This window comes from Streptomyces sp. NPDC056580 (genome assembly GCF_042793175.1).
Taxonomy (GTDB): domain Bacteria; phylum Actinomycetota; class Actinomycetes; order Streptomycetales; family Streptomycetaceae; genus Streptomyces.
This window is the reverse complement of sequence record NZ_JBHTVE010000003.1, coordinates 165,792-192,620: the sequence shown is the minus strand read 5'-3', so window position 1 is coordinate 192,620 and position 26,829 is coordinate 165,792. Positions and strand designations below refer to the sequence as shown.

Below are 26,829 nucleotides of genomic sequence, written 5' to 3'. Positions count from 1 at the left end.
CCGCTCAGGCCCGCGACGGCACGCCGTCGAGCCGGGCGCGCAGGTCGAAGATGCGCCGCTCGATGTCGCCGCCGCTCCAGTACGGGTACATCGGGGCCGCCGTCTCGCGGTGGGAGGGGGCGTCCTCCCAGGCGCGGAACGCCTCCTCGCTCTCCCACTCGGCGAGCAGGACGTAGCGGCCGGGCTGCTCGGCGTCGTGCAGCAGCTCGTCGCGCAGGTGCCCGGGGGTGCCCTTGACCGCGGCGGTGACCTGCCGGTAGGCCTCCTCGAAGGCCTCCCGGTCCTTCTCCTGGACACGGGCGGAAACCATGATGCGTACGGTCACGACGGACCACCTTTCGTCGATGCGGCGCCCGGCACGTGCTCGACGACGTCGAGCACGTGCTTGCGGGCGGATTCACGGAACGGCTCCAGCCGGGCGCTGAGCCGCTCCCTCTCGGGGCCGTTCTGGAAGGCCTCGAGGGCCTCCCGGTCGGCCCAGTCGGCCATCACCAGATGCGTCCTGGGATCGCGCGGGTCCCGCAGCAGCGACTGGGCCACCGAGCCCGGCAGTCGCGCGGCGGCCCGCGCCGTCTCCAGCCAGGCCGCGCGGAACTCGTCCTCGCAGCCCTCCCGGACGGTCATCTCCAGCACGGTGCGGAGCACGGCGTACGGTCCCCTCCGGGTCAGATGCCACCGTCGGCGTCGAGCGTCGCGCCGGTGACGTAGCGGGCGGCGTCCGAGGCCAGGAACAGCACCGTGTCGGCTATCTCCGCGGGCCGGCCGAGCCGGCGCAGCGAGATCCGCTGTTCGTAGGCGGCCCGGCCCTCGGCGGTGACGGCCTTCATCTGGTCCGTCTCGACCAGTCCGGAGGCGACGCAGTTGACCCGGATGCCGCGCGGGCCCAGCTCCTTGGCCAGCGCCCGGGTCAGGCCCATCACACCGGCCTTCGACGCCACGTAGTGGGCGGCGCCCGGCATGCCGTGGTGGGCCACGGCGGAGCTGATGTTGACGATCGACGCGGTCCCGGCGAGGTGGGGCAGCGCCCCGCGGATCACGTGGTACATGCCCGACAGGTTGGTGTCGAGGACGCGGTGCCACTCGTCGGGTGGCAGGTCCGCGAGCGGAAGGTGGCTGATGACTCCGGCGTTGTTCACGACGACGTCGATCGCCCCGTACCGCTCGTGCGCCTCGGCCGCGAGCCGGGCGGCCTGCTCGTGGTCGGCGACGTCGCAGCGGACCAGGGTGCCGTCGGCGCCCAGTTGCGCCAGCTCCGCGCGCAGCGTCTCGGCCTGCTCGCCGCCGTTGACGTAGCAGGCCGTCACCGTGGCGCCCTGTTCCGCCAGGGCCAGCACGGTGGCCCGCCCGATGCCGCGGGCGCCGCCGGTGACGAGGGCGTGCCGGCCCTTGAGCCCGAAGTCCAGGCCGCTCACCGGGCCACCGCCGCACCGGCGCGGGCGGCCGCCTCCACCCGCTCCTTGATGAGCGCCAGCTGCACCTTCGAGTTCCGGTTGATGCGCTCGGTCATGGCTGCGTCGTCCACCGGGGCGTCCGGCTTCATGTGGAACTCCTGCCGCCAGCGCATCTCCACGCCGGCGCCGGTCTCCTCGTACGTCCAGTGGATGTTCATGAAGGCGAACGGACCGGTCTCCACCCGGTGCGCCCTGACCGTCCGGCCGGCGCGGTCCATGACGCGCTCGGAGACCCAGCTCCAGACCTTGCCGTCGGCCTCCGGGTGGAGGGCGAGACGGAAGCGCACCGTGTCGCCCCGCCGGTCCAGGATCTCGGCCGAGGCGTACTCGTCGAACAGCTTCGGCCAGTTCGCCACGTCGTTGGTCATCTCCCAGACCAGGTCGAACGGCGCGTCGATGACGATGCCGTTCTCGGTGCGGGCGGCCGCCGGCCGCAGTTGCTCGTTGATCAGGGCGCAGACCTCCGGGAGGCGGGTGAGGCCCTCGGCGTCCAGGCGGATGTCGTAGCGGTTCTCCACCTCGGTGAGGACGTTGATCAGGCCCAGCGAGTCGATGCCCAGGTCGACCACGCTCGCGGCCGGGTCGTCCGTCCGGAGCGTGTCCAGCGAGACGCCGGTGCACTGCTCGACGATGGTCAGGAAGAAGTCGTACTCAAGGGGCGCCGCGGTCATGGGCGGGTCCTTTCGCTGTCGCGCGGGTGGGAGTTCGTCTGGTGCGTCGTCACGCCCGGAGGTCCCGGACGACGAGCGCGGAGTTGAAGCCGCCGTGGCCGCGGGCGACGACCAGGGCCGTGCGCAGCCGTGCGGGCCGCGGCCGTGTGACCAGGTCGAGGCGGTAGGAGGGGTCCGCCACGACGCCCGGCCCGGTCGGCGGGACGACCTGCTCGCGCAGGGCGAGCAGTGCGGTCACCACGTCGAGCGGCGCGCCGCCCGCGTACAGCCGCCCGTAGCGCGCCTTGGGCGCCGTGACCGGCACGGCGCGCGGTCCGAAGACCGCGGCCAGGCAGTCCGCCTCGGCGCGGTCGAGCTCGGGGGTGCCGGCCGCGTCCGCGAGGACGACGTCCACCTCCTCCGGCCGGACCCGGGCGTCGGCCAGGGCGAGCAGCACGGCCCGGCGCAGCGCGTCGCCCGTGCCGGCCCCCGGTGCGCCGGGAGCGGGGTCGAAGGTGGCTCCGTGGCCCGCGATCTCGCCGTAGGGGGTCTCGACGCCGCGTCCGCGCGCGCTCTCCTCGTCCTCCAGCACGAGGATCGCGCCGCCCTCGCCCGGCACATGGCCCCGGGCGGCCGCGTCGAACGGCAGGTAGGCGCGCTCGGGGTCCGCGCTGTCGCTCAGCCGCCCGGAGGTGGTCTGGCAGGTCAGCGCGTACGGGCTCAGCGGCGCCTCGGTGCCGCCGGTCAGAACGGCTCTGGCGTCGCCCCGCCGGAGCGCGTGGCGGGCCTGCGCGATCGCGTCCAGGCCGCCGGCCTGCTCGGCGACGGCGACACCGCACGGTCCCTGCATGCCGTGCCGGATGGACAACTGCCCGGTGGTGGCCGCGTAGAACCAGGCGATGGACTGGTACGGGCCGACGTGCCGGGGCCCCTTCGACCACAGCGCCGCGATCTCGCGCTGGCCGAAGGCGTTGCCCCCGGAGGAGGACGCCGTGACGACGCCGAGGTCGTACGGGGAGAACTCGCCGGGGCGCACCCCGGCGTCGGCCAGCGCCTCCTCCGCCGCGAGCAGCGCGAACTGGCTCCAGCGGTCGGTCTGCACCGCCAGCCGGGGATCGATACCGGGCAGGTTGCCCTCCGCGAAGACCTCGCCGACGGTCCGCACGGGGAAGCCGTCCGCGTCGAAGTGCGTCACCGGGCCGAGGCCGCCGCGGCCCTCCAGCACGGCCTCGCGGAACTCCTTGACGCCGACGCCGTTCGGCGCCACCGCCGAGATACCGGTGACCACCGCACGGCGCGTGGCCGCCGCCCTGTCAGTCATCGCGGCCCGCCTTCCCCGGCGCGGTGAGCACCACCGCCGTCTGGAACCCGCCGAAGCCGCTGCCCACGCTGAGCACGGTGTCGGTCCGCTGCTCACGGGCCGTGAGCGGCACGTAGTCGAGGCCGAGTTCGGGATCCCGGGTGCGGAGGTTGGCGGTGGGCGGGATCGTGTCCTGCTCGATGGCGAGGGCGCAGGCGGCGACCTCCAGGGCGCCGATCGCACCCAGGGAGTGGCCCACCATCGACTTGATGGAGCTCATCGGGACGCGGTACGCGTGCTCGCCGAGCGAGATCTTCACCGCGGCCGTCTCGTGCCTGTCGTTCTGGCGGGTGCCGGAACCGTGGGCGTTGACGTAGTCCACGGCCTCGGCCGGCACCCGCGCGCGATCCAGCGCCACCCGCACCGCCTCGGCGAGTTCCCTGCCGTCCGGGCGCAGGCCGGTCATGTGGAAGGCGTTGCTGCGCTGGGCGTATCCCGCCACCTCGCAGTACACCCGGGCACCTCGGCGCCGCGCGGACTCCTCGTCCTCCAGCACCAGCACGGCCGCGCCCTCACCGAGCACGAAGCCGTCCCGGTCGCGGTCGAAGGGCCGCGAGGCGTGCTCGGGATCGTCGTTGTTGGGCGAGGTCGCCCTGATCGCGTCGAAACAGGCCACGGTGATCGGGGAGATGGGCGCCTCGGTGGCGCCGGCCAGGACGACGTCCGCCGACCCGTCCTCGATGAACTGGGCGCCCTGGGCCACGGAGTCGAGCCCCGAGGTGCAGCCCGTCGAGACGACCCGGACCGGCCCCTGGGCGCCCGCGGTCCACGCCACCTCCTTGGCGAGCGTGCCCGGGACCAGCGCCGCGTACAGGTGCGGGTACGGGTCCGAGGCGTCCACGACCCAGTTGCCGCCGCGGTCGCTGACCCGGACGTACTGCTGCTCCAGTGTGCTGGTCGCGCCCACCGCGCTGCCGATCGAGACGCCGACGCGGTGCGGCGGCACCCGTTCGGTCACGGCGCCGCTGTCGGCCAGCGCCTCCCGGGCGGCGACCACGGCGAACTGCGCGGCGCGGTCCATGCGTCCGGCCTCCTCCGCGGTCAGCCCCGCGGTGACGCCGTCGAAGTCGCACTCCGCCGCGATCCTCGAGCGGTACGCCGATGCGTCGAAGCGGGAGATGGTGCGGGTGGCGGTACGGCCGTCGGTCAGCAACTGCCAGAAGGCCTTGGTGCCGACGTCACCCGGAGCCACGACCCCGATCCCGGTGATGACGGCCCTGCGCCCGGTCACGCCGGCTCCTGGCCCGGCAGGGGCTCGGTGTCGACGTGGCCCAGTTCGGGCCGGGGCGCCAGCGGGCCGAGCTGGAAGACCATGAAGGCCGGCTGCGTGCCCTGGTTCTCCAGCCGGTGACGGACGTTGGTCTTCAGGTGCAGCGCCTCGCCCGCGGCGAGCGGGACGGGCTCCCCGTCGATCCTCGCCAGCAGGTCGCCGCTGACCAGGTACAGGAACTCCTCGGAGTACGGGTGGTAGTGCTCGGTGACGACCTCGCCGGGCTGCAGGGTGAGCACCCCCATGAAGCCCGCGGTGGCCTGCGCGGTCGCCGGGCTGAGCAGCGTGCGCAGGTCACCGCCCCGGCGCCGGTTGGACTCGACGTCCTTCGCCGCGATCTTGGTCATGCCTTCGCTGGCCACGCCAGCCTCCTCTCGCTGTCCCGCACCGGCGGTGCGGGCCCCCCAACCGGTGACGGTTCGTCGCCGGGCCGTGCGGGCGCGGGCTGTCTCAGCCCTCCGCGCGCCAGGTGTAGAACTCGTGGGCCATGGCGTCCTGCGGGCCGCGCCACGTCTCCGGGGCGTACGCCGCGATGTAGGGTCGCAGCCGCTCGCTGACATCGGCGAAGAGCTTGTGCCCCTTCAATTCGGATATCGGCCCGCGCACGTCCTCGTCGGACGCCATGTAATGCATGTAGAGATCGTGGAATCGGAACAGCCTGCGTTCCCTCACACCGATCAGACGGGGAAGTTCGCCGGCGTCGGATTCGGCGAAGATGCGCTTCACGTCGGCGTCGGCGGACGGCTTCATGCGAGCCACGATGAGAGTGCTGCGCATTCGGATTCCTTCCGTTCCGGGTCCGGTCGCTCGATGACCGGCCGAAACAGATTCACCCGGGACGATAAAGCGCGGATGAGGGCAGGGAAAAACGGCCGGGAAAAAAGCCGGGGGCACGTGGGCGCCGCGCGGCGGCCGGGGCCGCGGCCGTGGCGGCGGCCCTGGTCCGGGCCCGGCCGCCGGCTCTCCCAGATTGCCCAGTCAGGGGTGGCGGCCTGGCTCGAATCGTCCTCCCGACCAGTCCCTGAGCAGGGGTTACGTGATCAGCGCCGTGCTCAGGTAGGGGCGGCCCGGCCGAAAGTACGTCCCGTGTCGTCCTTTGGGACGTAGGCGGTGCCGAGCGGCCTCGTTAGGGTCGGGTGAAGCGCAGCCCGTTCCCGGTGCACGCTTCGCGCCGGCGAGAGAGGTGAGCGCGGTATTTCTAGGGGGAAACACGTTGGACAGCTTGACCGTTTCCATGACTGGAGATAGGGGCGCAGCGCCCGTGGAGACACGGGCGCTGCGCGAGGTCTGCGGCCGTTATCCGACCGGAGTCGCCGTGGTGACGTGCCGGGGGGCCGACGGGGAGGGCCCGGTAGGAGTCACGGTGAATTCCTTCACCTCGGTCTCCCTCGACCCGGCCCTGGTGCTGTTCTGCATGCACCGGGATTCACGGGCGCTCACCGCGGTCGAGAAAGCCGGCGCTTTCGCCGTCAACATTCTGGCGGCCGACCAGGCGGCCCTGTGCCGTGCGTTCGCGCGCCGCGACACCGCGGATTTCGGCGGCCTGCCGCACGGCGCCGGCGCGACCGGCTCCCCGGTCCTCGGCGACGCGCTGGCCTTCCTCGACTGCCGGCTGCACACCACCTTTCCCGGCGGGGACCACACCATCGTCGTCGGCGAGGTGGTCGACCTGGGCCTGCTGCGCGAGGAGCAGCCGCTGACGTACTTCCGCAGCGGCCACCCGCGTCTGGAGGTGCTGGGATGACCCTCACCATCGGGGAGCAGCCGGCCCGCGGGCTCGCGGACGTCACCCCGCGCGGGGTCGCGCTGCGTCTGCTGGGCCCGCTGGAGATCGTCGTGGGCTCGTCCGAGGTCGCCCTGCCCCAGCGCAAGCTGCGGCAGCTCCTGGCCGCCTTGCTGGTCCGGCCCAACGCGACGGTGTCCAACGAGGCCCTCATCCGGGAGCTGTGGGGGGACAGGCCGCCGACCACGGCACTGGCCGCCCTGCGCGTGTACGTCTCGCAGCTGCGCAAGTTCCTGATCCGGCACGAGCTGGACGGCCGCTGGTGCACCCTGCGCACCCGGGCGCCCGGGTACCAGCTCCAGGTCAACGAGGGCATCCTCGACACCGTGTGCTTCGACCGGCTGTGCGCGATGGCCGCGGAGTCCGCGGCGGCGGGCCACCACGAACTGGCCTCCAGGCAGTACCGGGAAGCCCTGGACCTCCGCCGCGGGCCCACGCTGGAGGGCCTGCGGGAGAGCTCGGCGCTGTCCGGCACCGCGCTGCAGTACGACGAGGCCTGGATGACCGCGCTCAAGCGGCGCATCGACCTGGACCTGGAGCTGGGCCGGCACCTCGAACTCATCGGCGAACTCAGCAGGCTGGTGGCGGAGAACCCGCTCAGCGAGGGTTTCTGCGCCCGGCTCATGACGGTGCTGCACCGCAGCGGCCGCAGCGGTGACGCGCTCGCCTCCTACCGCCGCACACGGGCGCACCTCATCGAGGAGCTCGGCATCGAACCGGGTCTGGAACTGCGCATGGCGCACCAGACGGTGCTCGCCGACGACAAGGCGTTCCACACCGCGATGCGAGCGTCCGCCTAGCGGCGGCCGACGGCCGGTCATGAGGAAATCCGGGCTTTATCCCTGCTTTTCCATGACCGGCCACGATGTTCCCATGCGTTTGTTCCTGAGGTCCCTGTGGCGCTTCTGCGCGGACAGTTTCACCGCCTACGGCCAGAGCCAGTTCTTCATCCCCACCCCGGACACCGGCCCGCCGGCGGTGCCCGGGCACCCCGAACGGATGCTCTGGAACCAGCCGTTGACCGAGACGGAGCTGGCTCTCGACCGTCAGCTCGAAGGCCTGTCCGAAGGGGTCACGCGCGGCCCCGAGGCGCTCTGAGCGATGACGAGCAGGACGAAGGCGGCCACGGCCGTGGCGGTCCGCGTCCGGTTGAACAGGTCCCAGCGGTGCAGGATCTCGACGTGGTCGGCCGGTGCCGAGGTGACCGCCCAGGTCTTGATCCGCGCGTTGATCGGGACGTTCCCGAAACGCGTCACCAGGAACGACGTCGCGGTCAGCGCCGTCGCCCCGGCCGCGAGCAGGCGCTCGCGGCCCCTCGTCTGCAGGGCCAGCGCCAGTGAGCCGGCGGTGGCGGTGCCCATCGCCGTCAGCATCACCGGCGAGTTCATCTTCATGAGTTCGGCGTGGAACGACAGCCGCGTCTCCAGCGGCACGCTCCAGAAGGTCGGGCCCAGATTGACCGCGCCGTAGCCGAACGCGCCGGCGAGCAGTCCGGTGGCGGTGACCGCAATGGCCTTCGTGACGCGAACACGCATTTCATTTCCCTCAGTTGAGCAATCCGGCTCTTGCTGCACACGTCGCCGCGGGGACGAGGAGTCCACGGTAGCGGGGGCCCACGACCTGGAGGTCCCATGTCATCAGCACTACAGACCGGCGCGGGCCCCGACGCGGCGGCCGCCGGGGGGTTCAGCCGCCGTCCGGTGCTCGCCCTGCTGGTCATCGCCGCCGCGGAGCTGATGGTGGTGCTCGACGCCACCATCGTGAACATCGCGCTGCCGAGCATCCAGAGCGGGCTGGGCATGTCGGACAGCGGTCTGGCCTGGGTGGTCAACGCGTACGCGGTCGCCTTCGGCGGACTGATGCTCCTCGGCGGGCGGGCGGGCGACCTCTTCGGCCGCCGCCGCGTGTTCCGGCTCGGCATCGTGACCTTCGTCCTGGCCTCCGCGCTCGGCGGCCTGGCCCCCGGCGCCGCGCTGCTCATCGGCGCCCGGGTGCTCCAGGGCCTGGGCGCGGCCGTCGCGGCGCCCACGGCGCTGGCGCTGATCGCGACGAACTTCCCCGAGGGCAGACAGCGCAACCGGGCCATGGGCACGTACGCCGCGATGGCCGGCGTCGGTTCGGTGCTGGGCCTGATCCTCGGCGGGCTGCTCACCGAGTACCTCGACTGGCGCTGGGTGCTGCTGGTGAACATCCCCATCGGCATCGGCGTGCTGGCCGGGACCTCGGTGCTCGAGGAGGCCGACCGCGACGACGGCGGGCTCGACGTCGTGGGCGCGGCGGCCGGCACGGCCGGACTGCTCTGCCTGATCTACGGGGTCACCCGCGGCGGGCAGACCCACTGGACCGGCCTGGTCACGGCCGTGTACATCGCGGCCGCCGCGGTGCTGCTGGTGGTGTTCATGGAGCGGCAGACCCGCAGCGCACACCCCATGCTCCCCTTGCGCGTCCTGCGGGACCGCAGCCGCGCCGGCACCTACGCGACGCTGTTCCTCACCGGGTTCGGCATGTTCTCGACCTTCTACTTCCTGACCTTCTACATGCAGCACGTGCTGGACTACGGCGCGGTCCGGACCGGCCTCGCCTACCTGCCGTTCAGCGCCGGCATCGGGATCATGGCCCCGGTCGCCTCGAAACTCGTGGTCAGGCTGCCGCCCCGGCTGGTGGCGGCGCCCGGCCTCGCGGTCGCCGCCGCCGGGATGCTGTGGTTGAGCCGGCTGACCCCGCACTCCTCCTACACGGGCACCCTGCTGCCCGCCATGTTCCTCACCGCAGCCGGCCTCGGCTGCTGCTTCGTGCCGCTGACGCTCGGCGCGGTGAGCGGGGTCGACGAGTCCGACTCGGGCAGCGCCTCCGGCCTCCTCAACACGGCCCAGCAGCTCGGCGGCGCCTTCGGCGTGGCGAGCCTCGCCATGCTGGCGGCCACGGTCGCCGACACCCGCCTGCCGCGGGCCGGCCTGGTGTACCTGGACGCGGTGGACGACGGCGACACCGCCCTCGTCAGGCGGGCCCAGGAGGCCATGACGTACGGCTACACGCGCGCCCTGGCCTGCGGGGCCGGGGTGTTCCTCACCGGCGCTCTGATCATGGCCTTCGTGGTCACCGCCGGCAAACCGGACAAGCCCTCCGACCGGACGCGATGACGGCCGCCGCGGGCCCGTGTGCGGCCGCGACCGCCACCCACGCCGAACTCATCGCCACCGACGCGCACTACCGCGACCTGGTGGAGAGCCAGCAGGGGTCCCCGCTGGGCGGCGGCGCGACCCCGGCGGCGCTCACACCCTGACAGGCCCGCCCGGCCCCGGCCTCCGGCCCGCCCGCCCGCACTCCACGGACGGACGGGCCGGACGGCTTCCACCGGCGGCAGGCCGCCGGGGCGACCCGCCGCGCCCTTACGCGCGGGCGCCTCAGATGTCCCGGAAGATCTCGATCTGCGCCCCGACCGAGTTCAGCCGCTCCGCCAGGTCCTCGTAACCCCGGTTGATGACGTACACGTTGCGCAGGACCGAGGTGCCCTCGGCCGCCATCATCGCGAGCAGGACGACGACCGCCGGGCGCAGGGCCGGCGGGCACATCATCTCGGCGGCCCGCCAGCGGGTCGGGCCCTCGACCAGGACGCGGTGCGGGTCCAGCAGCTGCAGACGGCCGCCGAGGCGGTTGAGGTCGGTCAGGTAGATCGCGCGGTTGTCGTAGACCCAGTCGTGGATCAGGGTCTGGCCGGAGGCCACCGCGGCGATGGCCGCGAAGAAGGGGACGTTGTCGATGTTCAGGCCCGGGAAGGGCATGGGGTGGATCTTGTCGATCGGGGCTTCGAGCTTGGAGGGGCGGACGGTGAGGTCGACCAGGCGGGTGCGGCCGTTGTCGGCGAAGTACTCCGGCGACCGGTCGTGGTCGAGGCCCATCTCCTCCAGGACCGCCAGCTCGATCTCCAGGAACTCGATGGGCACCCGGCGCACCGTCAGTTCCGACTCGGTCACCACGGCGGCGGCCAGCAGGCTCATCGCCTCGACCGGGTCCTCGGAGGGGGAGTAGTCGACGTCCACGTCGATGTTCGGGACGCCGTGCACGGTCAGCGTGGTGGTGCCGATGCCCTCCACCTTGACGCCCAGCGCCTCGAGGAAGAAGCACAGGTCCTGCACCATGTAGTTGGAGGAGGCGTTGCGGATGACCGTCACGCCGTCGTGCCGGGCGGCGGCCAGCAGCGCGTTCTCGGTCACCGTGTCGCCGCGCTCGGTCAGGACGATCGGGCGGTCGGGGCGGACGGCGCGGTCCACCTGGGCGTGGTACTGGCCCTCGGTGGCCGCGACGTCGAGGCCGAACCGGCGCAGCGCGATCATGTGCGGCTCGATGGTCCGCGTGCCGAGGTCGCAGCCGCCGGCGTACGGCAGCTTGAAGCGGTCCATGCGGTGCAGCAGCGGACCGAGGAACATGATGATGGAGCGGGTGCGGACGGCCGCCTCGGCGTCGATCGCCGCCATCTCCAGCTCGGCCGGCGGGACGAGTTCGAGGTCGACGCCGTCGTTGATCCAGCGGGTGCGCACGCCGACGGAGTTGAGCACCTCCAGCAGGCGGTACACCTCCTCGATCCGGGCCACCCGGCGCAGCACCGTGCGCCCCTTGTTCAGCAGTGAGGCGCACAGCAGGGCCACGCACGCGTTCTTGCTGGTCTTGACGTCGATGGCGCCGGACAGCCGGCGACCGCCGACCACCCGCAGGTGCATCGGACCCGCGTAGCCCAGCGACACGATCTCGCTGTCCAGGGCCTCACCGATCCGGGCGATCATCTCAAGGCTGATGTTCTGGTTCCCGCGCTCGATGCGGTTGACGGCGCTCTGACTGGTGCCGAGCGCCTCCGCGAGCTGTGCCTGTGTCCAGCCACGGTGCTGCCGGGCGTCACGGATGAGCTTGCCGATGCGTACGAGGTAGTCGTCTGCCATGAGGCTGAGGTTATCTCAGATATGAGATGGTGCCTCTTGGGGGGTCCGTTCGGGTGATGCTCCGTCAATGGTCCCTGCTCGTACGGGTGCGGCGCCACCCGAAAGGTCCAGGCAAATCCACTGATGTCGTACGTCGTCCGGTGCTGCTGTGGGTGTGTCGCGGCCCGTGCTTGCCGCCGGTGGTGATGGACCAGGAGTGCCGGTTGATGTTCAGCCGCACCCCGGGCAGGATCCGGAAGCTCTTGCGGAACGTGAGCGGCATGGATGCCTCCTTCGGTGGATCGCGGATCTGGCCGCTCCACCCCGGATACCCCGTAACCGCGCGGAGATGGCGCACGGCCGCGGACGGGTGCGGGGGTGTCCGGTGTGCGCCGGTCCGCCCGGTGTCCGGGTGCCGCGCTGTGGCGGACGCCACCGAAAAACGGCGGGGGCCGGGTGCGGCCGGACATGACCAGTCGGCCCCCATGTACTAGAGTTATCTCGACATCGAGATATCTGCCGAGGCGCACCGTAGTCGCCACCTGGGATAAGGCTTGCCTAACTTAGCCTGACCTCACTGGAACGGCCGAGCCGGCGTGGCGGCACGATTGACGGTGGTACGCGCACATCAATGAAGGAGACTGTCGTGTCGGCGAACAGCTTCGACGCCCGCAGCACGCTGCAGGTGGGCGACGAGTCGTACGAGATCTTCCGGCTGGACAAGGTGGAGGGCTCCGCTCGCCTGCCGTACAGCCTCAAGGTCCTGCTGGAGAACCTGCTCCGCACGGAGGACGGCGCGAACATCACCGCCGACCACATCCGCGCCCTCGGCGGCTGGGACTCCCAGGCCCAGCCCTCCCAGGAGATCCAGTTCACGCCGGCCCGCGTGATCATGCAGGACTTCACCGGTGTCCCCTGCGTGGTGGACCTCGCCACCATGCGTGAGGCCGTGAAGGAGCTGGGCGGCGACCCGGCGAAGATCAACCCGCTGGCGCCGGCCGAGCTGGTCATCGACCACTCCGTCATCGCCGACAAGTTCGGCACCAACGACGCCTTCAAGCAGAACGTCGAGCTGGAGTACGGCCGCAACAAGGAGCGCTACCAGTTCCTGCGCTGGGGCCAGACCGCCTTCGACGAGTTCAAGGTCGTCCCGCCGGGCACCGGCATCGTGCACCAGGTGAACATCGAGCACCTGGCCCGCACCGTCATGGTCCGCGGCGGCCAGGCGTACCCCGACACGCTGGTCGGCACCGACTCGCACACCACGATGGTCAACGGCCTCGGCGTGCTCGGCTGGGGCGTCGGCGGCATCGAGGCCGAGGCCGCCATGCTCGGCCAGCCGGTCTCCATGCTCATCCCGCGCGTCGTCGGCTTCAAGCTCACCGGTGAGCTGCAGCCCGGCACCACCGCCACCGACCTCGTGCTCACCATCACCGAGATGCTGCGCAAGCACGGTGTGGTCGGCAAGTTCGTCGAGTTCTACGGCGAGGGCGTCGCCGCCACCTCCCTGGCCAACCGCGCCACCATCGGCAACATGTCGCCGGAGTTCGGCTCCACCGCCGCGATCTTCCCGATCGACGACGAGACCCTGAACTACCTGCGCCTGACCGGCCGCAGCGACCAGCAGGTCGCGCTCGTCGAGGCGTACGCCAAGGAGCAGGGCCTCTGGCTGGACCCGAAGGCCGAGCCGGACTTCTCCGAGAAGCTCGAGCTCGACCTGTCCACCGTCGTGCCGTCCATCGCCGGCCCGAAGCGCCCGCAGGACCGCATCGTCCTCGCCGAGGCCGCCGACCAGTTCGCCAAGGACATCCTGAACTACGTCGAGGCCCCCGTCGCCCAGACGCCGGCCGCCGCCGCCTCCGTGGTCGACGAGGCCAGCGCCGAGTCCTTCCCGGCCTCCGACGCGCCGGCCTACGGCCACGAGGAGAACGGCGCCGGCGCCCCGCGGCACGGCCAGGGCGCCGGGTCCGTCCCGTCCAACCCGGTCACCGTCACCGCCCCCGACGGCACCTCGTACGAGCTGGACCACGGTGCGGTGACGGTCGCGGCCATCACCTCCTGCACCAACACCTCCAACCCGTACGTCATGGTCGCCGCCGCCCTGGTGGCCAAGAAGGCGGTCGAGAAGGGCCTGACCCGCAAGCCGTGGGTCAAGACCACCCTCGCCCCGGGCTCCAAGGTCGTCACCGACTACTTCGAGAAGGCGGGCCTGACCCCCTACCTCGACAAGGTCGGCTTCAACCTGGTCGGCTACGGCTGCACCACCTGCATCGGCAACTCCGGCCCGCTGCCGGAGGAGGTCTCCAAGGCCGTCAACGACCACGACCTCGCCGTCACCTCGGTCCTCTCCGGCAACCGGAACTTCGAGGGCCGCATCAACCCCGACGTCAAGATGAACTACCTGGCGTCCCCGCCGCTGGTCGTCGCGTACGCGCTGGCGGGCTCCATGAAGGTGGACATCACCCGCGAGCCGCTGGGCACCGACACCGACGGCAACCCGGTCTTCCTGAAGGACATCTGGCCCTCCGAGGCCGAGGTCAACGACGTCGTCGCCAACGCCATCGGCGAGGACATGTTCGCCAAGTCCTACAGCGACGTCTTCGCCGGCGACGCCCAGTGGCAGTCCCTCCCGGTCCCGACCGGCAACACCTTCGAGTGGGACCCGCAGTCCACCTACGTCCGCAAGCCCCCGTACTTCGAGGGCATGGGCATGGAGCCGGCCCCGGTCGAGGACATCGCCGGCGCGCGCGTGCTCGCCAAGCTGGGCGACTCGGTCACCACCGACCACATCTCCCCGGCCGGCGCCATCAAGGCCGACACCCCGGCCGGCCAGTACCTCACCGAGCACGGTGTGGAGCGTCGTGACTTCAACTCCTACGGCTCGCGCCGGGGCAACCACGAGGTCATGATCCGCGGCACGTTCGCCAACATCCGCCTGCGCAACCAGATCGCGCCGGGCACCGAGGGCGGCTACACCCGCGACTTCACGCAGGACGGCGGTCCGGTGTCGTTCATCTACGACGCCTCCCGCAACTACATCGAGCAGGGCATCCCGCTGGTCGTCCTGGCCGGCAAGGAGTACGGCTCCGGCTCGTCCCGCGACTGGGCCGCCAAGGGCACCGCGCTGCTCGGCGTCAAGGCCGTCATCGCCGAGTCCTACGAGCGCATCCACCGCTCGAACCTGATCGGCATGGGCGTCCTGCCGCTGCAGTTCCCCGAGGGCCAGTCCGCCGAGTCCCTCGGCCTGACCGGCGAGGAGACCTTCTCCTTCACCGGCGTCGAGGAGCTCAACGACGGCACCACCCCGCGCACGGTGAAGGTCACCACGGACACGGGCGTGGAGTTCGACGCGGTCGTCCGCATCGACACCCCCGGTGAGGCCGACTACTACCGCAACGGCGGCATCATGCAGTACGTGCTGCGCAGCCTGATCCGCAAGTAAGCGGCACGGCACAGTGCGGACGAGGGCCGCACCCCCGGCAGTCGGGGGTGCGGCCCTCGCGCCGTCTCCGCTGCTCACTCCCCGAGGAGCGCCGAGAGGTCCGGCAGCGCCACCTCCGCCCAGATCACCTTGCCCTGGGGCGTGTACCGGGTGCCCCAGCGCTCGGTCATCTGGGAGACCAGGAACAGGCCCCGGCCTCCCTCGTCGGTGGTCGCCGCGTACCGCAGGTGCGGCGAGGTGCTGCTGCCGTCGGCCACCTCGCAGATCAGCACCCGGTCCCGGATCAACCGCACATGGATCGGGTCCGAGCCGTAGCGGATGGCGTTGGTGATCAGCTCGCTGAGGACCAGCTCCATGCCGAACCCCAGCTCCGACAGGCCCCACTCCTCCAGCTTGGCGGACACGGCGCCGCGCATCCCCGACACGGCCGCCGGGTCCCGCGGCACGTCCCAGTCGGCGACGTTCTCCGGCGGCAGCGCCCGGGTGCGCGCGATCAGCAGGGCCACGTCGTCCTTGGGGCGCTCGGGCAGCAGTTCGTCCAGCACCGCCCGGCAGCTCTCCTCCGGTGAGCGGTCGGGATGGCCGGACAGCGCCTGGCGCAGCAGCTCCATGCTCACGTCCAGGTCGCGCCTGCGGTCCTCGATGAGCCCGTCGGTGTAGAGGACCAGGCGGCTGCCCTCGGGCAGCTCCAGCTCGGCCGTCCTGAACGGCATGCCGCCCAGGCCCAGCGGCGGCCCGGCCGGCACGTCGGGGAAGGTGACCCGGCCGTCGGGGTAGGCCAGCGCGGGCGCCAGGTGCCCGGCCCGCGCCATGACGCAGCGGCGGGTCACCGGGTCGTAGATCGCGTACAGACAGGTGGCGCCGACGATCTCCGCGGCCGCCTCGGCGCGCGCCTCGTCCTGGTCGATGCGGCCGACCAGGTCGTCCAGATGACTGAGCAGCTCGTCCGGCGGCAGGTCGAGGGTGGAGAAGTTGTGCACCGCGGTCCGCAGCCGGCCCATCGTCGCGGCCGCGTGCAGCCCGTGCCCGACCACGTCGCCCACGGCCAGCGCCACCCGGCCCCCGGGGAGCGGGATCACGTCGAACCAGTCCCCGCTCACGCCGGACTGCGCCGGGAGGTAGCGGTAGGCGACGTCGAGGGCGCTCTGCTCGGGCAGCGCCCGCGGCAGCAGGCTGCGCTGCAGGGTGACCGCGAGGGCGTGCTCGCGGGTGTACCGGCGGGCGTTGTCGATGCTGACCGCCGCCCGTGCCACCAGCTCGTCCGCCAGCGACAGCTCCTCCTCGTCGAACGGCTCCTGTTTGGAGCGGTAGAAGTTGGCCATGCCCAGGACGACACCGCGCGCCTGGATCGGGGCGGCGATGAGCGAGTGGATGCCGTAGTCCAGTATTCGCCGGGTGCGCGAGGGGTCCTGGGCCTGCCAGCCCTCGGCGGTCGACAGGCTGGGCACCAGCTCGGAGCGCCCGGCGCCGTAACCGCGCGCCTGCGGGGTGGTGGGCAGGAAGTCGATCAGCCGGCCCTTCTCGTAGAGCGGGTGGTCCTCCCGGATGCCGTGCACGGCGACCCGCCGGATGTCCGTCGCGGTGGGGGCCGGCTCCTCGCCGTGCAGCACGTTGTCGGCCAGGTCCACGGTGACGAAGTCCGCGAAGCGGGGCACGGCGACCGCGGCCAGCTCCTCGGCGGTGCGGACCACGTCCAGGCTGGTCCCGATGCACAGGCCCGCGTCGTACAGCAGCTCGAGCCGCTCCCTCGCGACCTCGGCCCGGCCGGAGACCGCCTGGAGCTCGGTGGAGTCGCGCAGCGTCACCACGGTCCCGCCGCACGCGCCCGCGCCGTCGGTGGGCCGCTGGTTGACCACGAGCAGCCGCCCGCCGGCGAAGTGCACCTCGTCGCTGGCCTCGCGCCCGGAGCCGAGCAGCTCCACCGTCTCGGGCTCGAGGTGGGACAGCTCCCGCACATGGCGTCCCTCGGCCTGCGGGGGCAGCTCCAGCAGCCGCCTGGCCTCGTCGTTGGCCAGCAGCAGCCGGCCGTCCTGGCCGACGATGAGCACGCCCTCGCGCACCGAGTGCAGCACCGTGTCGTGGTGCTCGTACATACGGGTCATCTCGTCCGGGGCCAGGCTGTGGGTCTGCCGCCGCAGCCGCCGGCCCACCAGGGCCGTCCCGCCGGTCGACAGCACGAGCGCGCCGGCCCCGGCGCCCAGGATGATCGGGAGCTGCCGGTCCACCTCGCTGGTGACGTTCTTGACCTTCAGGCCGGCGGAGACCAGGCCGGTCACCTTGCCGCCGGCGTCGCGGACCGGCACCGTCGCCTGCACCTCGTGGCCCAGCGGGCCGTGGACGCTCTCGGTGTAGACCCGGCCGGCCAGCGAGGGGCCGATCCGGCCCACGAACCGTTTGCCGATGCGGCTCGGGATCGGATGCGTGTAGCGGATGCCCTTGGTGTCCATGACCACGATGAAGTCGACGCCCGCGGCCCTGCGTCCCGCCTCGGTGAGGGGCTGGAGGACCTTCGAGGGATCGGGGCCGTCCAGTGCCTGCTGGACGCCCGGCGAGTGGGCGAAGGTCTGTGCGACGGCTATGGACCGGCGCTTGGCCTCCGTGATGGTGTCCCGCTCCGACTGCAGTACCAGGGCGATGACGGCGCAGACCACGAGGATGATCACGAGGGCCGCCTGCAGGAGGAAGACCTGTCCGGCGACGCTGCGTGGGCTCTTGCCGACCATGGAGCGCCAGGACACGCGCCTGAATCGGCCGAATCGGTCCGACATGTGACATTTTTAGCACTGGGTGATTGGCGGTGGCTACGTTCGTTCCCAGCTGTGGACGACCCCGCCCCGGCGTCCCCGTGCGCCCCGCCCCTCTCGTCAGTGCCGTGTCACAGGTGTCGCGGCAGGCGTTTACAGCGGGTGCCGCGCGCGCTAACTTCACGAGTCAGGGGTGGGAGCGCTCCCATAAACGCGCGGCCCCGGTGGACCGGAACCCGCCACGGCCGGGCCGGGTCCGCTCCCACTCCGTCCGGCTCCATCCGCTCCGCCCGCTCGCGCACGGCCCATCCGCTCCTCCCCGCCCCTTCCCGCTCCCGTCCGCGTGCCCGCGGACCCAGTCGGAGGTGTACCTGTCATGTCTGCGACAGTCAGCGCGCCCGGCCGCACCGGGCGCCCGCGATTACCGCGCCCGGCCCGGGGCCAAGGCCTGTTCCTGGTCCTCCTGGCCCTGCTGACCACTCTCCCCGCCCTCGGCCTGATGCTCGCCGCCGGCGCACCGGCCGCGGCCCACGGCACCCCCATGAAGCCGGGCAGCCGCACCTTCCTGTGCTGGCGCGACGCGCTCACCGGCACCGGTGAGATCAAGGCCGTGAACCCGGCCTGCAAGGCGGCCCAGCAGGCCGGCGGCACGACCCCCTTCTACAACTGGTTCTCCGTCCTGCGCTCGGACGGCGCGGGCCGCACCCGCGGCTTCGTGCCGGATGGGCAGCTCTGCAGCGGCGGGAACCCCAACTTCACCGGCTTCGACCTGGCCCGCGACGACTGGCCGGTGACCCATCTGACCGCCGGCGCCACGGTCGACTTCTCCTACAACGCCTGGGCCGCCCACCCGGGCTGGTTCTACGTGTACGTCACCAAGGACGGCTACGACCCGGCCAAGCCGCTCACCTGGTCCGAGATGGAGGACAAGCCGTTCCTCACCGTCGACCACCCGCCGCTGAACGGCACCCCGGGCACGGTCGACGCCGACTACTCCTGGTCGGGCAGGCTGCCGTCGGGCAAGACCGGCCGGCACATCGTCTACATGGTGTGGCAGCGCTCGGACAGCGCCGAGACCTTCTACTCCTGCTCCGACGTCGTCTTCGACGGCGGCAACGGGGAGGTCACCGGCGTCCACGACCCGGGCGTCCCCGGCGAGCCCCCGCCCGGCGCCTGCACCGCCACCCGCAGGACCACCGGCACCTGGTCCGGCGGACAGCAGTCCGAGGTGACCGTGACCAACACCGGGAGCGTGCCGATGCTCGGCTGGATGGTCGACTGGACCCTGCCCGCCGGCCAGTCGGTGGCCAGCCTCTGGAACGGCGACGCCACCTACACGGGCCAGGACGTCATGGTGCACAACGCCGGGTGGAACGGCTCGCTGAGCCCCGGACAGAGCACGACGTTCGGCTACGTGGTCCAGGGTTCCGGCGGTGACGACTCCACCAGCCTCCCCTGCAGGGTCGGCTGAGCCGCTCTGGGCGGACCCGGTGACGTGACGCACCGGGTCCGCGAGCCGGGCAGGTGAGGGGGGTTCGGTCCCTGTCCGGGTGGTGCTGGCTTGTGATGGCCGGGCCCGCGGGCCCGGCCGCGACCGAGTGGAGCGCGACAACGTTGTCTTATGGTCCGCACATGACTCTACCCTGCCAACGGACAACGATGTCAACCCACTTGGGGCAGCCCGGCCGGGCGGCGCCGGGGCGGGCCCGGGCCGGCGCACGCGGTCTTCCGCGGCACCGGTGGCGCGCGTTACTGTCCCTGCGGCTTGTGCGACCCGTGGTGCGCGACCCGTCCATCCCGAGGAAGGGCCGCGTTCCCATGCGTTTCCGTCCCACGTCCCTGCTGCTGGCCGCGGTCCTCGCGACCGGCGGTGCCACCCCCGCCCTCGCGGCGACCGCAGCACCACCCGAACTCGTCAAGGACCCGACCCCGTACGTCGATCCGCTGATCGGCACCAGGAACGGCGGCAACGTCTTCCCGGGCGCCGTGGTGCCGTTCGGCATGCTCTCCTGGAGCCCGGAGAACACCAGAGGCGACGCCACCCGCACCGCCGCGCCCGGCGGCTACCAGTACGACGCCACCCGCATCCGGGGCTTCAGCCTGACCCACATGTCCGGCACCGGCTGCGCGGGCGGCAGCGGCGACATCCCGTTCTTCCCGTACGCGGGCGAGGTCACCTCCTCCCCGGCGAGCGACACCGAGGACGCCGTGTACGCCTCGGACTTCCGGCACTCCGACGAGCACGCCGAGCCAGGGCACTACAAGGTGGGCCTCGCGTCCGGCGTCACCGCCGACCTCACGGCGACCGCCCGCACCGGCTCGGCCCGCTTCACCTACCCGGCGGACAAGCCCGCCTCGCTGCTCGTGCGCACCGCCAACTCCGAGCTGGGGTCAGAGGACTCCTCGGTCACCATCGACCCCGCGACCCGCACCGTCTCCGGCTCCGTCACCTCCGGCGACTTCTGCGGCTACCTCGACCCGGAAGGCCGGCGCTCCTACTACACCCTGTACTTCACCGCCCGCTTCGACCGCGCCTTCGAGGCCACCGGAACCTGGCAGGACGACAAGCTCCAGCCCGGCTCCACCAAGGCCGGCGGCGGCACCGGCGGCTTCTCGCACGGCGGCCGGCCGGTCGCGGGCAAGGGCGCCGGCGGCTACGTCGAGTTCGCGCCCGGCAGCGGCCCGGTGAACGTCAAGGTCGGCATCTCCTACGTCAGTCGGGCGGCCGCGGAGGCCAACCTCAAGGCGGAGAACCCGAATAAGCGGTCCTTCGACGCGGTCGCCGGCGCGGCCCGCGGCGCCTGGCGGGACCGCCTCGCCGCCGTCCGGGTCGGCGGCGGCACGGACGCCGAGCGGACCACCTTCTACACCGCGCTCTACCACTCCCTGCTGCACCCCAACGTCATCAGCGACGCCGACGGCCGCTACCGGGGCGCGGACGGCGAGGTGCACCGCACCGGCCGCGGTCACCGCGCGCAGTACGGCACCTTCTCCGGCTGGGACGTCTACCGCGACCAGGTGCAGCTGCTGACCCTGCTGGACCCGGACACGGGTTCCGACATCGCCCAGTCGCTGTACGAGCTGGCCCGGCAGAACGGCGGCGTCTGGGACCGCTGGCTGCACGGCGCGAGCGGCACCCACGTCATGAACGGCGACCCCGCGCCGACCGCCCTGGCCGGCATCCGCGCCTTCGGCGGCACCGGCTTCGACCTGAAGGGCGCCCTGAAGTCACTGGTGAAGGCGGCGACCGTGCCCACGGCGCAGGACCTGTCGGCGGCCGGCAAGCCGGTGCTGTCGGTGGGCCAGCGCCCCTCGCTCGACAAGTACCTGAAGCTGCACTACATGCCGAGCGTCTCCAACGCCTGGGGCGGCGCCGCCGAGACCCTGGAGATGTCCACCGCCGACTTCTCCCTCGCCCAGCTGGCCGCGGCGGCGGGGGAGAAGGACACGGCGAAGACCTTCGCCCGCCGGGCCCAGTGGTGGCAGAACAACTTCAACCTCGCCGCCGGCCAGGACGGCGGCTACATCGCCAACCGCAAGGCCGACGGCAGCTGGGTGACCGGCTTCACCCCCGACACGGGCAACGGCTTCGTGGAGGGCTCGGCCGCGCAGTACACCTGGATGGTCCAGCACAACCCGGCCGGGCTGTTCGCCGCGATGGGCGGCACCGGCAAGGCCCTCGAACGGCTCGACGCCTTCTTCCACGACGCCGACGGGGGCTGGGCCCTGACCGGCAGGGGCGGCGCCAAGTCCGAGCTGGACAACGAGCCGTCCATCAACGTGCCCTACCTGTACGACTACGCCGGAGCCCCGTACAAGGCGCAGGAGACCGTCCGCGCCGCGATGCGGCAGCTCTGGTCGACCGGTCCCGGCGGCATCCCGGGCAACGACGACCTGGGCGCCATGTCGTCCTGGTACGTCTTCTCCGCGCTCGGCATGTACCCGCAGGTGCCCTCCCGCGCCGAACTGGTCCTCGCCTCACCGCTGTTCGAGCGGGTGGAGATAGACCGCCCGCACGGCAACGACATCTCCGTGCGCGCCGCCGGGGCTGCGGCTGACGCCCCGTACGTCCGGTCCCTCAAGGTCAACGGCCGCGCCGGCGACCGGCCCTGGCTGCCCGCCTCCTTCGTCCGCGACGGCGGCCGGCTGGACTACACCCTGTCCACCACCCCGGACCCCGCCTGGGGCGCGTCCTCGCCGCCGCCGTCCTTCCGCGAGGGCGAGCAGCCGTACCAGATCGGCGTCGGACCCACCACCGCCACCGTCGCGCCGGGTGACAGCACCGGCATCGGCATCCGCGCGCTGGCGCTGAGCGGCGGCACCGGACCCGAGGTGCGCTTCCGGGTCCAGGCCCCCGCCGGGGTCACCGCCACGCCCGCCGAGGGCACCGTCACCGGCGGCGCCCAGCGGATCACCCTGACCGCGGCCCAGAACGCCGCCCAGGGCTTCTACGACGTCGAGGTCACGGTGACCTCCGGCGACACCTCCTACGACCAGCCGGTCTCCCTGACCGTGGCCGCCCCGGGCACCCTGCTGGCCGCCTACGACAACACCGGCGTCTCGGACGACGCGGGCGACCACGACGAGGCCGACTACGACGGCGGCGGCTGGAGCTACTCCCGCCAGGCCCTCGCCGCGGCCGGTCTGACCCCGGGCGGCCGGGGCACGGTGGACGGTCTCACCTTCACCTGGCCCGACTCGCCCGCCGGCCGCCCGGACAACGCCTCGGCCGCCGGTCAGACGATCGAACTCCCCGAGCCCACGGCCCGGTTGTCCTTCGTCGGCAGCGCCGTCAACGGCAACCAGCAGACCAAGGCCACCGTCACCTACACCGACGGCAGCACCGGCACCGTCGACCTCGCCTTCACCGACTGGACCGTCGGCGGCGGGGGCGGCACCGTCGCCTACGGCAACGAGGTGGTCGCGAAGGCCGCCTACCGCAACGTCGCGGGCGCGGACAAGGATCCGGTGGCGACCTACGTCTTCGCCACGAAGCCCGTCACCGCCCCGGACGGCAGGGCCGTCCGCAGCGTGACCCTCCCGCACGACACCGACCTGCACGTCTTCGCCCTGGCCACCGGCTGAGCGCACACGCACGCGACAGGGGGCGGACCCGAACGGGTCCGCCCCCTTCGCTGATGCGCCGGTCAGCCCAGCAGCTCCACCTCCGCCAGCGTCGCCTCACCGTCGAGGACCAGGCGGTACTTCGCGTAGGCGCCCGGGGCGGCGATGGTGAACGCCCTGGTCTGCCGGTCCCAACGGAACGATTCGCCGGAGCGGTGGTCCAGCGTCTTCCAGGTCCTGCCGTCCGCGGACCCCTGCAGGGTCCAGCCGGCCGGCGCCTTCGTGCGGTCCGCCGCCGAGGTCAGCGTGTACTGGACCGGCTTGGCGCCGTCCGCGGCCGGCAGGTCCACCGTGGTGATGGTCGCGCTCGTCGCCGACGTGTTGTCGAACAGGGCGCCGTCGCCCTTCAGCACGTCCGCGCGCGGAGCCGGCACCTTGTCGTCCTGGGTGACGGAGACCGGGGCCGCCTTCGCACCGGTGCCCCACGTCGAGGGCTTGGACCCCATGAAGAACTCCAGCTCCCCGCCCTTGGACAGCAGGGAGTGCGGCAGCGCGGTCGACGTCCAGGGGCTGCCGTTGACCTTCACGCCCTGCACGTACACGTTCTTCGCGCTGTTGTGCGGGGCCTTGATCACCAGGTCGCGGCCGTTCTCCAGGTGCACGGTCGCCTTCTTGAACAGCGGGGAGCCGATGGCGTACTCGCCGCCGCCCATGACCAGCGGGTAGAAGCCCAGCGAGGAGAACAGGTACCAGGCCGACTGCTCGCCGTTGTCCTCGTCGCCGTGGTAGCCCTGGCCGATCTCGCTGCCCGTGTAGAGCCGGGACAGCGCCTCGCGCACGTACCCCTGCGCCTTCCAGGGCTCACCGGCCGCGTCGTACATGTAGGTGACGTGGTGCGCGACCTGGTTGGAGTGGCCGTACATGCCCATCCGGACGTCGCGCGCCTCGGTCATCTCGTGGATGACGCCGCCGTAGGAGCCGACGTAGTCCGGGGAGGCCGTCTCGGGTGTGGCGAAGTACTCGTCGAGCTTGTCCGCGAGGCCCTGCCGGCCGCCGTACAGGTTGGCCAGGCCCCGGCTGTCCTGCGGGGCGGTGAAGGCGTAGCCCCAGCCGTTGGTCTCCGTGTAGTCGTAGCCCCACACGCGCGGGTCGTACTTGGAGGAGTCCAGACGCCAGTCGCCCTTGGCGTCACGGCCCTGGAAGAAGCCCGCCTTGGAGTCGAAGAGGTTCACGTAGTCCCGGGCGCGGTTGAGGAAGTACTCCGACTCCTCCTTGTAGTGCTTCTCGCCCGTCTTCTTGTACAGGGCCTCGCCCATCCTGGCGATGCCGTAGTCGTTGACGTAGCCCTCCATCGCCCACGACAGGCCCTCGTGGGTGTCGGTGCTGGTGTAGCCGAGGAACGGCGAGGTGCTCATGCCCTTGCGTCCCACGCCCGAGGAGGGCGGGACGACCGTGGCGTTCTTGACCGCCGCGTCGTAGGCCGCCTTCGCGTCGAACTTCACGCCCTTGACGTACGCGTCGGCGAACGCGACGTCCGAGGAGGTGCCGGTCATCAGGTCGGCGTAGCCGGGGGAGGACCAGCGGGAGGTCCAGCCGCCGTCCTTGTACTGCTGCACGAACCCGTCGACCATCTCACCGGCCTGCGACGGGGTCAGGAACGAGTACGCGGGCCAGGTGGTCCGGTAGGTGTCCCAGAAGCCGTTGTTCACGTACACCTTGCCGTCGACGATCTTCGCGCCGGTGTGCGTCGGGGTGTCCGGGCCCGGCATGGGGGAGAAGGGCGAGGCGTACTGGTCCCTGCCGGCCACCTTCTCGAAGCCCGAGTTCGGGTACAGGTAGAGCCGGTACATGCTGGAGTACAGCGTGGTGAGCTGGTCCGGGGTCGCGCCCTCCACCTCGACCTTGCCGAGCAGCTCGTCCCAGGTCCGCTGGGCCCGCGCCTCGACGGTGCCGAAGGACGTGCCGTCCGGGATCTCCTGCGCCAGGTTGTCCTTCGCCTGGTCCACGCTGATCAGCGAGGTCGCCAGCCGCAGGCCGACCGTGCGGTCGGCGCCCGCGTCGAAGCGCAGGAAGCCCTTCACCCCGCTGGAGTCGCCGCCGGTCACCGGCTTGTCGAACCGGCCGTACACGAACAGCCGGGTCGCGCCCGTGGACAGGCCCGACTTCACGTCCGAGTAGCCGGTGACGACGCCGTGCTCCTTGTCCAGCGTCAGGCCGGCCTGTTCGGTCACGTTGTCGAACACCACGCTCGCGTCGTCACCCGGGTAGGTGAAGCGCAGCGCGGCCGCGTGGTCGGTCGGGGCTATCTCGGCCTTCAGCCCGTTCTCGAACCGGACGCCGTAGTAGTACGGCCGTGCGGTCTCGTTCTCGTGCCGGAAGGCCAGCCCGCGCGCCGCGCGGCCGGTGTCCGGGGTGCCGGCGGCGGCCGACGGCATGAGCTGGAAGGTCTGCCGGTCGCCCATCCAGGGGCTCGGCTCGTGGCTCGCGCTGAACGCCTGGATCGTCGGCAGGTTGTCGTCGTTGTTCGCATGTGCGTACTCGTAGAGCCAGCTCAGCGAAGACGCGTTGGTCACCGGCGTCCAGAAGTTGAAGCCGTGCGGGACGGCCGTCGCCGGGAAGTTGTTGCCGCGCGAGAAGCTGCCGCTGGAGTTGGTGCCGCGGGTGGTCAGCGCGTAGTCCGACAGGTGCGCCCTGGGCTTCTCGGGCGCCACCCGCTTCAGGGCGACGTCGTCTATCCAGCCGCGGAACTTCGCCGGGCCGTCGGGCGAGTCGTAGGCCACCAGTATCCGGTCCACCGTCTTGCCGGCCGCCACCGAGCCGATCCGGGAGGCCACGTTGTTCCACTGGTTGACGTACAGCGCCTTCGCCGCGCCCTGGCCGCGCGGCGTCAGCGCGAAGCCGTGCTGGTCGGTGGCGCCCAGGTCGCTGAGGTAGGTCCCGTCGGTGAAGGCCAGGTCGACGGCGACGTTGGTGGCGTCGTAGTCGCGGTCGCCGTCGGCCATCGAAGGGAAGACCCGGTAGGAGAGCTGGGTGTCGCCGCTCACCCGCACGTTGACGTCGAAGACCTTGTTGTACGAGTACGCCCGCCCGGCCGCCGTGTGCCGTCCGGCGTAGCGCAGGGCACGCTTTCCGGTGAATCCGGCGCCGGCCTTGGCCGTGGGCGAGCCGGCCGGTCCCTTGTCCACCAGGGAGAGCATGTCCTGGGGCACCGGGGCGTCGCCGCCGCCGGTGGAGAACTGCACGTCGGCGAGTTGCAGGATGCCCGAGGCGCCGTTGTTCGCGCTCACGTCGAGGCGGAAGTGCTGGTACTCGGCGGGCTCGGCCAGATCGTACTTCTTCGTCTGGAACCGCTCCTTGAAGCTCTCACCCGAGCGGGTGTCGAGCGTCTTCCAGTCCTTGCCGTCCGCCGAGCCCTGGAGCGTCCAGTCCTTCGGGTCCCGCTCGGCGTAGTCGTTGGCCGAAGTGAGCGCGTACGTCACCAGCTTGACCGGCTTGTCCAGGTCGAACTCGACCCAGCCGGTGGACTGGAAGGCCAGCCACTTGGTGCCGGGCTCGCCGTCGACGAGGTTCTCCTTCACCTCGCCCGCGCCCGTGTTCTCCGCGCTGGCCCGGACCTCGGTCACGTGGTCGGTGACGTTGCCCGGGATGCCGGTGCTGTAGCCGCCGTCCACGCCCGAGGCGCGTCTGCCCCCGTCCGCCGCCGTGTCCACGGTGTTCAGCCAGTCGGGCGCCGGGTCGCCCGCCTCGAACGAGGATGCGAACTCCCGGTCGGCGGCCGGTGCCTTCGCCGGCAGGGCGACCGCCGCGCCCTGGGTGCCGACGGCCATGACGAAGGCGGCCGTGAGCACGACCGCCGGACCGTTTCTGAGTCGACTTCTGCGCTGCATCTACAGCTTCCCCTCCTGCGCTCACTCCGGACAACGTTGTCAGCTCGATGCGCAGGAACCAGTAGGTGGTCAAGTGGCCCTTGATGTCAAGGGTGTTGGCCGTGGCATTCAGGGCCTTATGTCGCGACTTTTTCCGGCAGGGCGCCCACAGGGCGTTCATATTTCCGGGAGGTCTCAACTCGGAAAAGACCCATCGCGAACCTTGCATTCGATCTTGCTCCGCTGGCGGGAAGTGGACTATACCTGTCGGCGTTTCCCGCATGAC

At 71.7% G+C, this 26,829-nt stretch carries 21 protein-coding genes and 1 pseudogene; 8 read left to right on the top strand and 14 right to left on the bottom strand.

What is annotated here, in order from left to right; all coding sequences use genetic code 11:
* Positions 1-4: 4 nt before the first annotated feature.
* The 9 genes and pseudogenes from ACFQ9Z_RS07550 to ACFQ9Z_RS07510 all read right to left on the bottom strand — a co-directional run bounded on the left by ACFQ9Z_RS07550 (position 5) and on the right by ACFQ9Z_RS07510 (position 5,508).
* Entirely contained in the window at positions 5-325 is a 321-nt protein-coding gene (locus tag ACFQ9Z_RS07550; RefSeq protein WP_383012312.1) for an antibiotic biosynthesis monooxygenase family protein, read from the bottom strand.
* Positions 322-645: a putative quinol monooxygenase gene (locus ACFQ9Z_RS07545; RefSeq protein ID WP_383012309.1), complete on the bottom strand. Its 324-nt coding sequence runs from the start codon at positions 643-645 to the stop codon at positions 322-324. The genes ACFQ9Z_RS07550 and ACFQ9Z_RS07545 overlap by 4 nt, the downstream gene beginning before the upstream one ends.
* Positions 646-665: 20 nt before the next feature.
* Positions 666-1,412 carry an SDR family NAD(P)-dependent oxidoreductase gene (locus ACFQ9Z_RS07540; protein ID WP_383012306.1) on the bottom strand — a complete coding sequence of 249 codons (747 nt, stop codon included), beginning with the start codon at positions 1,410-1,412 and terminating at the stop codon, positions 666-668.
* A complete protein-coding gene (locus ACFQ9Z_RS07535; RefSeq protein WP_383013114.1) occupies positions 1,409-1,888 on the bottom strand; it encodes an SRPBCC family protein in 480 nt (159 codons plus the stop codon). The genes ACFQ9Z_RS07540 and ACFQ9Z_RS07535 overlap by 4 nt, the downstream gene beginning before the upstream one ends.
* Positions 1,889-1,936: 48 nt before the next feature.
* Positions 1,937-2,122: pseudogene (locus ACFQ9Z_RS07530) on the bottom strand (acyl carrier protein); the annotation flags it as partial.
* A gap of 49 nt (positions 2,123-2,171) precedes the next feature.
* Complete coding sequence (locus tag ACFQ9Z_RS07525; RefSeq protein ID WP_383012303.1) at positions 2,172-3,422, bottom strand: ketosynthase chain-length factor; 1,251 nt, start codon at positions 3,420-3,422, stop codon at positions 2,172-2,174.
* Positions 3,415-4,692 (bottom strand): beta-ketoacyl-[acyl-carrier-protein] synthase family protein, encoded by a 1,278-nt coding sequence (locus tag ACFQ9Z_RS07520; protein ID WP_383012300.1) that lies wholly within the window; start codon positions 4,690-4,692, stop codon positions 3,415-3,417. The genes ACFQ9Z_RS07525 and ACFQ9Z_RS07520 overlap by 8 nt, the downstream gene beginning before the upstream one ends.
* Positions 4,689-5,093, bottom strand: coding sequence for a cupin domain-containing protein (locus ACFQ9Z_RS07515; protein ID WP_383012297.1), 405 nt, complete (start codon positions 5,091-5,093; stop codon positions 4,689-4,691). Before ACFQ9Z_RS07515 ends, ACFQ9Z_RS07520 begins: the two co-directional genes overlap by 4 nt.
* Positions 5,094-5,181: 88 nt before the next feature.
* A complete protein-coding gene (locus tag ACFQ9Z_RS07510; protein WP_383012294.1) occupies positions 5,182-5,508 on the bottom strand; it encodes a TcmI family type II polyketide cyclase in 327 nt (108 codons plus the stop codon).
* A gap of 457 nt (positions 5,509-5,965) precedes the next feature.
* Between ACFQ9Z_RS07510 and ACFQ9Z_RS07505 the strand changes: the two genes are divergently transcribed.
* From ACFQ9Z_RS07505 to ACFQ9Z_RS07495, 3 genes are all read left to right on the top strand, one after another.
* Positions 5,966-6,475, top strand: a complete 510-nt coding sequence (locus ACFQ9Z_RS07505) for a flavin reductase family protein (RefSeq protein WP_383012291.1) — start codon at positions 5,966-5,968, stop codon at positions 6,473-6,475.
* Complete coding sequence (locus ACFQ9Z_RS07500; RefSeq protein WP_383012288.1) at positions 6,472-7,314, top strand: BTAD domain-containing putative transcriptional regulator; 843 nt, start codon at positions 6,472-6,474, stop codon at positions 7,312-7,314. Before ACFQ9Z_RS07505 ends, ACFQ9Z_RS07500 begins: the two co-directional genes overlap by 4 nt.
* Before the next feature lie 73 nt (positions 7,315-7,387).
* Positions 7,388-7,612, top strand: a complete 225-nt coding sequence (locus ACFQ9Z_RS07495; RefSeq protein ID WP_383012285.1) for a DUF6059 family protein — start codon at positions 7,388-7,390, stop codon at positions 7,610-7,612.
* On the opposite strand, the gene ACFQ9Z_RS07490 is transcribed toward ACFQ9Z_RS07495, so the two are convergent.
* Positions 7,561-8,049, bottom strand: coding sequence for an anthrone oxygenase family protein (locus ACFQ9Z_RS07490; RefSeq protein WP_383012280.1), 489 nt, complete (start codon positions 8,047-8,049; stop codon positions 7,561-7,563). The two genes, ACFQ9Z_RS07495 and ACFQ9Z_RS07490, sit on opposite strands and share 52 nt — an antisense overlap.
* Before the next feature lie 96 nt (positions 8,050-8,145).
* On the opposite strand from ACFQ9Z_RS07490, the gene ACFQ9Z_RS07485 reads away from it, so the two are divergent.
* Together ACFQ9Z_RS07485 and ACFQ9Z_RS07480 are read left to right on the top strand one after the other, a co-directional pair.
* Positions 8,146-9,654 carry an MFS transporter gene (locus tag ACFQ9Z_RS07485; RefSeq protein ID WP_383012277.1) on the top strand — a complete coding sequence of 503 codons (1,509 nt, stop codon included), beginning with the start codon at positions 8,146-8,148 and terminating at the stop codon, positions 9,652-9,654.
* Positions 9,651-9,797, top strand: coding sequence for a hypothetical protein (locus ACFQ9Z_RS07480; RefSeq protein ID WP_383012274.1), 147 nt, complete (start codon positions 9,651-9,653; stop codon positions 9,795-9,797). Before ACFQ9Z_RS07485 ends, ACFQ9Z_RS07480 begins: the two co-directional genes overlap by 4 nt.
* 121 nt (positions 9,798-9,918) lie before the next feature.
* Here the strand turns inward: ACFQ9Z_RS07480 and ACFQ9Z_RS07475 are convergent, their stop codons facing one another.
* Both ACFQ9Z_RS07475 and ACFQ9Z_RS07470 read right to left on the bottom strand, forming a co-directional pair.
* Entirely contained in the window at positions 9,919-11,448 is a 1,530-nt protein-coding gene (locus tag ACFQ9Z_RS07475) for a helix-turn-helix domain-containing protein (RefSeq protein ID WP_383012271.1), read from the bottom strand.
* A 64-nt stretch (positions 11,449-11,512) separates the two neighbouring features.
* A complete protein-coding gene (locus ACFQ9Z_RS07470; RefSeq protein WP_383012268.1) occupies positions 11,513-11,710 on the bottom strand; it encodes a DUF4236 domain-containing protein in 198 nt (65 codons plus the stop codon).
* Positions 11,711-12,073: 363 nt separating this feature from the next.
* Between ACFQ9Z_RS07470 and ACFQ9Z_RS07465 the strand changes: the two genes are divergently transcribed.
* A complete protein-coding gene (locus ACFQ9Z_RS07465; RefSeq protein ID WP_383012265.1) occupies positions 12,074-14,869 on the top strand; it encodes an aconitate hydratase in 2,796 nt (931 codons plus the stop codon).
* 74 nt (positions 14,870-14,943) lie between these two features.
* Here the strand turns inward: ACFQ9Z_RS07465 and ACFQ9Z_RS07460 are convergent, their stop codons facing one another.
* Entirely contained in the window at positions 14,944-17,592 is a 2,649-nt protein-coding gene (locus tag ACFQ9Z_RS07460) for a SpoIIE family protein phosphatase (protein WP_383013111.1), read from the bottom strand.
* A 397-nt stretch (positions 17,593-17,989) separates the two neighbouring features.
* Here ACFQ9Z_RS07460 and ACFQ9Z_RS07455 point away from each other — a divergent pair, with 397 nt between their 5' ends.
* Positions 17,990-19,084 carry a lytic polysaccharide monooxygenase gene (locus ACFQ9Z_RS07455; RefSeq protein ID WP_383012262.1) on the top strand — a complete coding sequence of 365 codons (1,095 nt, stop codon included), beginning with the start codon at positions 17,990-17,992 and terminating at the stop codon, positions 19,082-19,084.
* A 347-nt stretch (positions 19,085-19,431) separates the two neighbouring features.
* Positions 19,432-22,698, top strand: coding sequence for a GH92 family glycosyl hydrolase (locus tag ACFQ9Z_RS07450; RefSeq protein WP_383012259.1), 3,267 nt, complete (start codon positions 19,432-19,434; stop codon positions 22,696-22,698).
* A gap of 62 nt (positions 22,699-22,760) precedes the next feature.
* Here the strand turns inward: ACFQ9Z_RS07450 and ACFQ9Z_RS07445 are convergent, their stop codons facing one another.
* Positions 22,761-26,564, bottom strand: a complete 3,804-nt coding sequence (locus tag ACFQ9Z_RS07445; RefSeq protein ID WP_383012256.1) for a GH92 family glycosyl hydrolase — start codon at positions 26,562-26,564, stop codon at positions 22,761-22,763.
* Between the last annotated feature and the right edge of the window lie 265 nt (positions 26,565-26,829).

Coding starts and splice junctions, on each gene's coding strand:
- ACFQ9Z_RS07525 (WP_383012303.1), bottom strand. CDS start 3,422: ATGACTGACAGGGCGGCGGCCACGCGCCGTGCGGTGGTCACCGGTATC.
- ACFQ9Z_RS07510 (WP_383012294.1), bottom strand. CDS start 5,508: ATGCGCAGCACTCTCATCGTGGCTCGCATGAAGCCGTCCGCCGACGCC.
- ACFQ9Z_RS07505 (WP_383012291.1), top strand. CDS start 5,966: ATGACTGGAGATAGGGGCGCAGCGCCCGTGGAGACACGGGCGCTGCGC.
- ACFQ9Z_RS07500 (WP_383012288.1), top strand. CDS start 6,472: ATGACCCTCACCATCGGGGAGCAGCCGGCCCGCGGGCTCGCGGACGTC.
- ACFQ9Z_RS07495 (WP_383012285.1), top strand. CDS start 7,388: ATGCGTTTGTTCCTGAGGTCCCTGTGGCGCTTCTGCGCGGACAGTTTC.
- ACFQ9Z_RS07490 (WP_383012280.1), bottom strand. CDS start 8,049: ATGCGTGTTCGCGTCACGAAGGCCATTGCGGTCACCGCCACCGGACTG.
- ACFQ9Z_RS07485 (WP_383012277.1), top strand. CDS start 8,146: ATGTCATCAGCACTACAGACCGGCGCGGGCCCCGACGCGGCGGCCGCC.
- ACFQ9Z_RS07480 (WP_383012274.1), top strand. CDS start 9,651: ATGACGGCCGCCGCGGGCCCGTGTGCGGCCGCGACCGCCACCCACGCC.
- ACFQ9Z_RS07475 (WP_383012271.1), bottom strand. CDS start 11,448: ATGGCAGACGACTACCTCGTACGCATCGGCAAGCTCATCCGTGACGCC.
- ACFQ9Z_RS07470 (WP_383012268.1), bottom strand. CDS start 11,710: ATGCCGCTCACGTTCCGCAAGAGCTTCCGGATCCTGCCCGGGGTGCGG.
- ACFQ9Z_RS07460 (WP_383013111.1), bottom strand. CDS start 17,592: ATGGTCGGCAAGAGCCCACGCAGCGTCGCCGGACAGGTCTTCCTCCTG.
- ACFQ9Z_RS07455 (WP_383012262.1), top strand. CDS start 17,990: ATGTCTGCGACAGTCAGCGCGCCCGGCCGCACCGGGCGCCCGCGATTA.
- ACFQ9Z_RS07450 (WP_383012259.1), top strand. CDS start 19,432: ATGCGTTTCCGTCCCACGTCCCTGCTGCTGGCCGCGGTCCTCGCGACC.
- ACFQ9Z_RS07445 (WP_383012256.1), bottom strand. CDS start 26,564: ATGCAGCGCAGAAGTCGACTCAGAAACGGTCCGGCGGTCGTGCTCACG.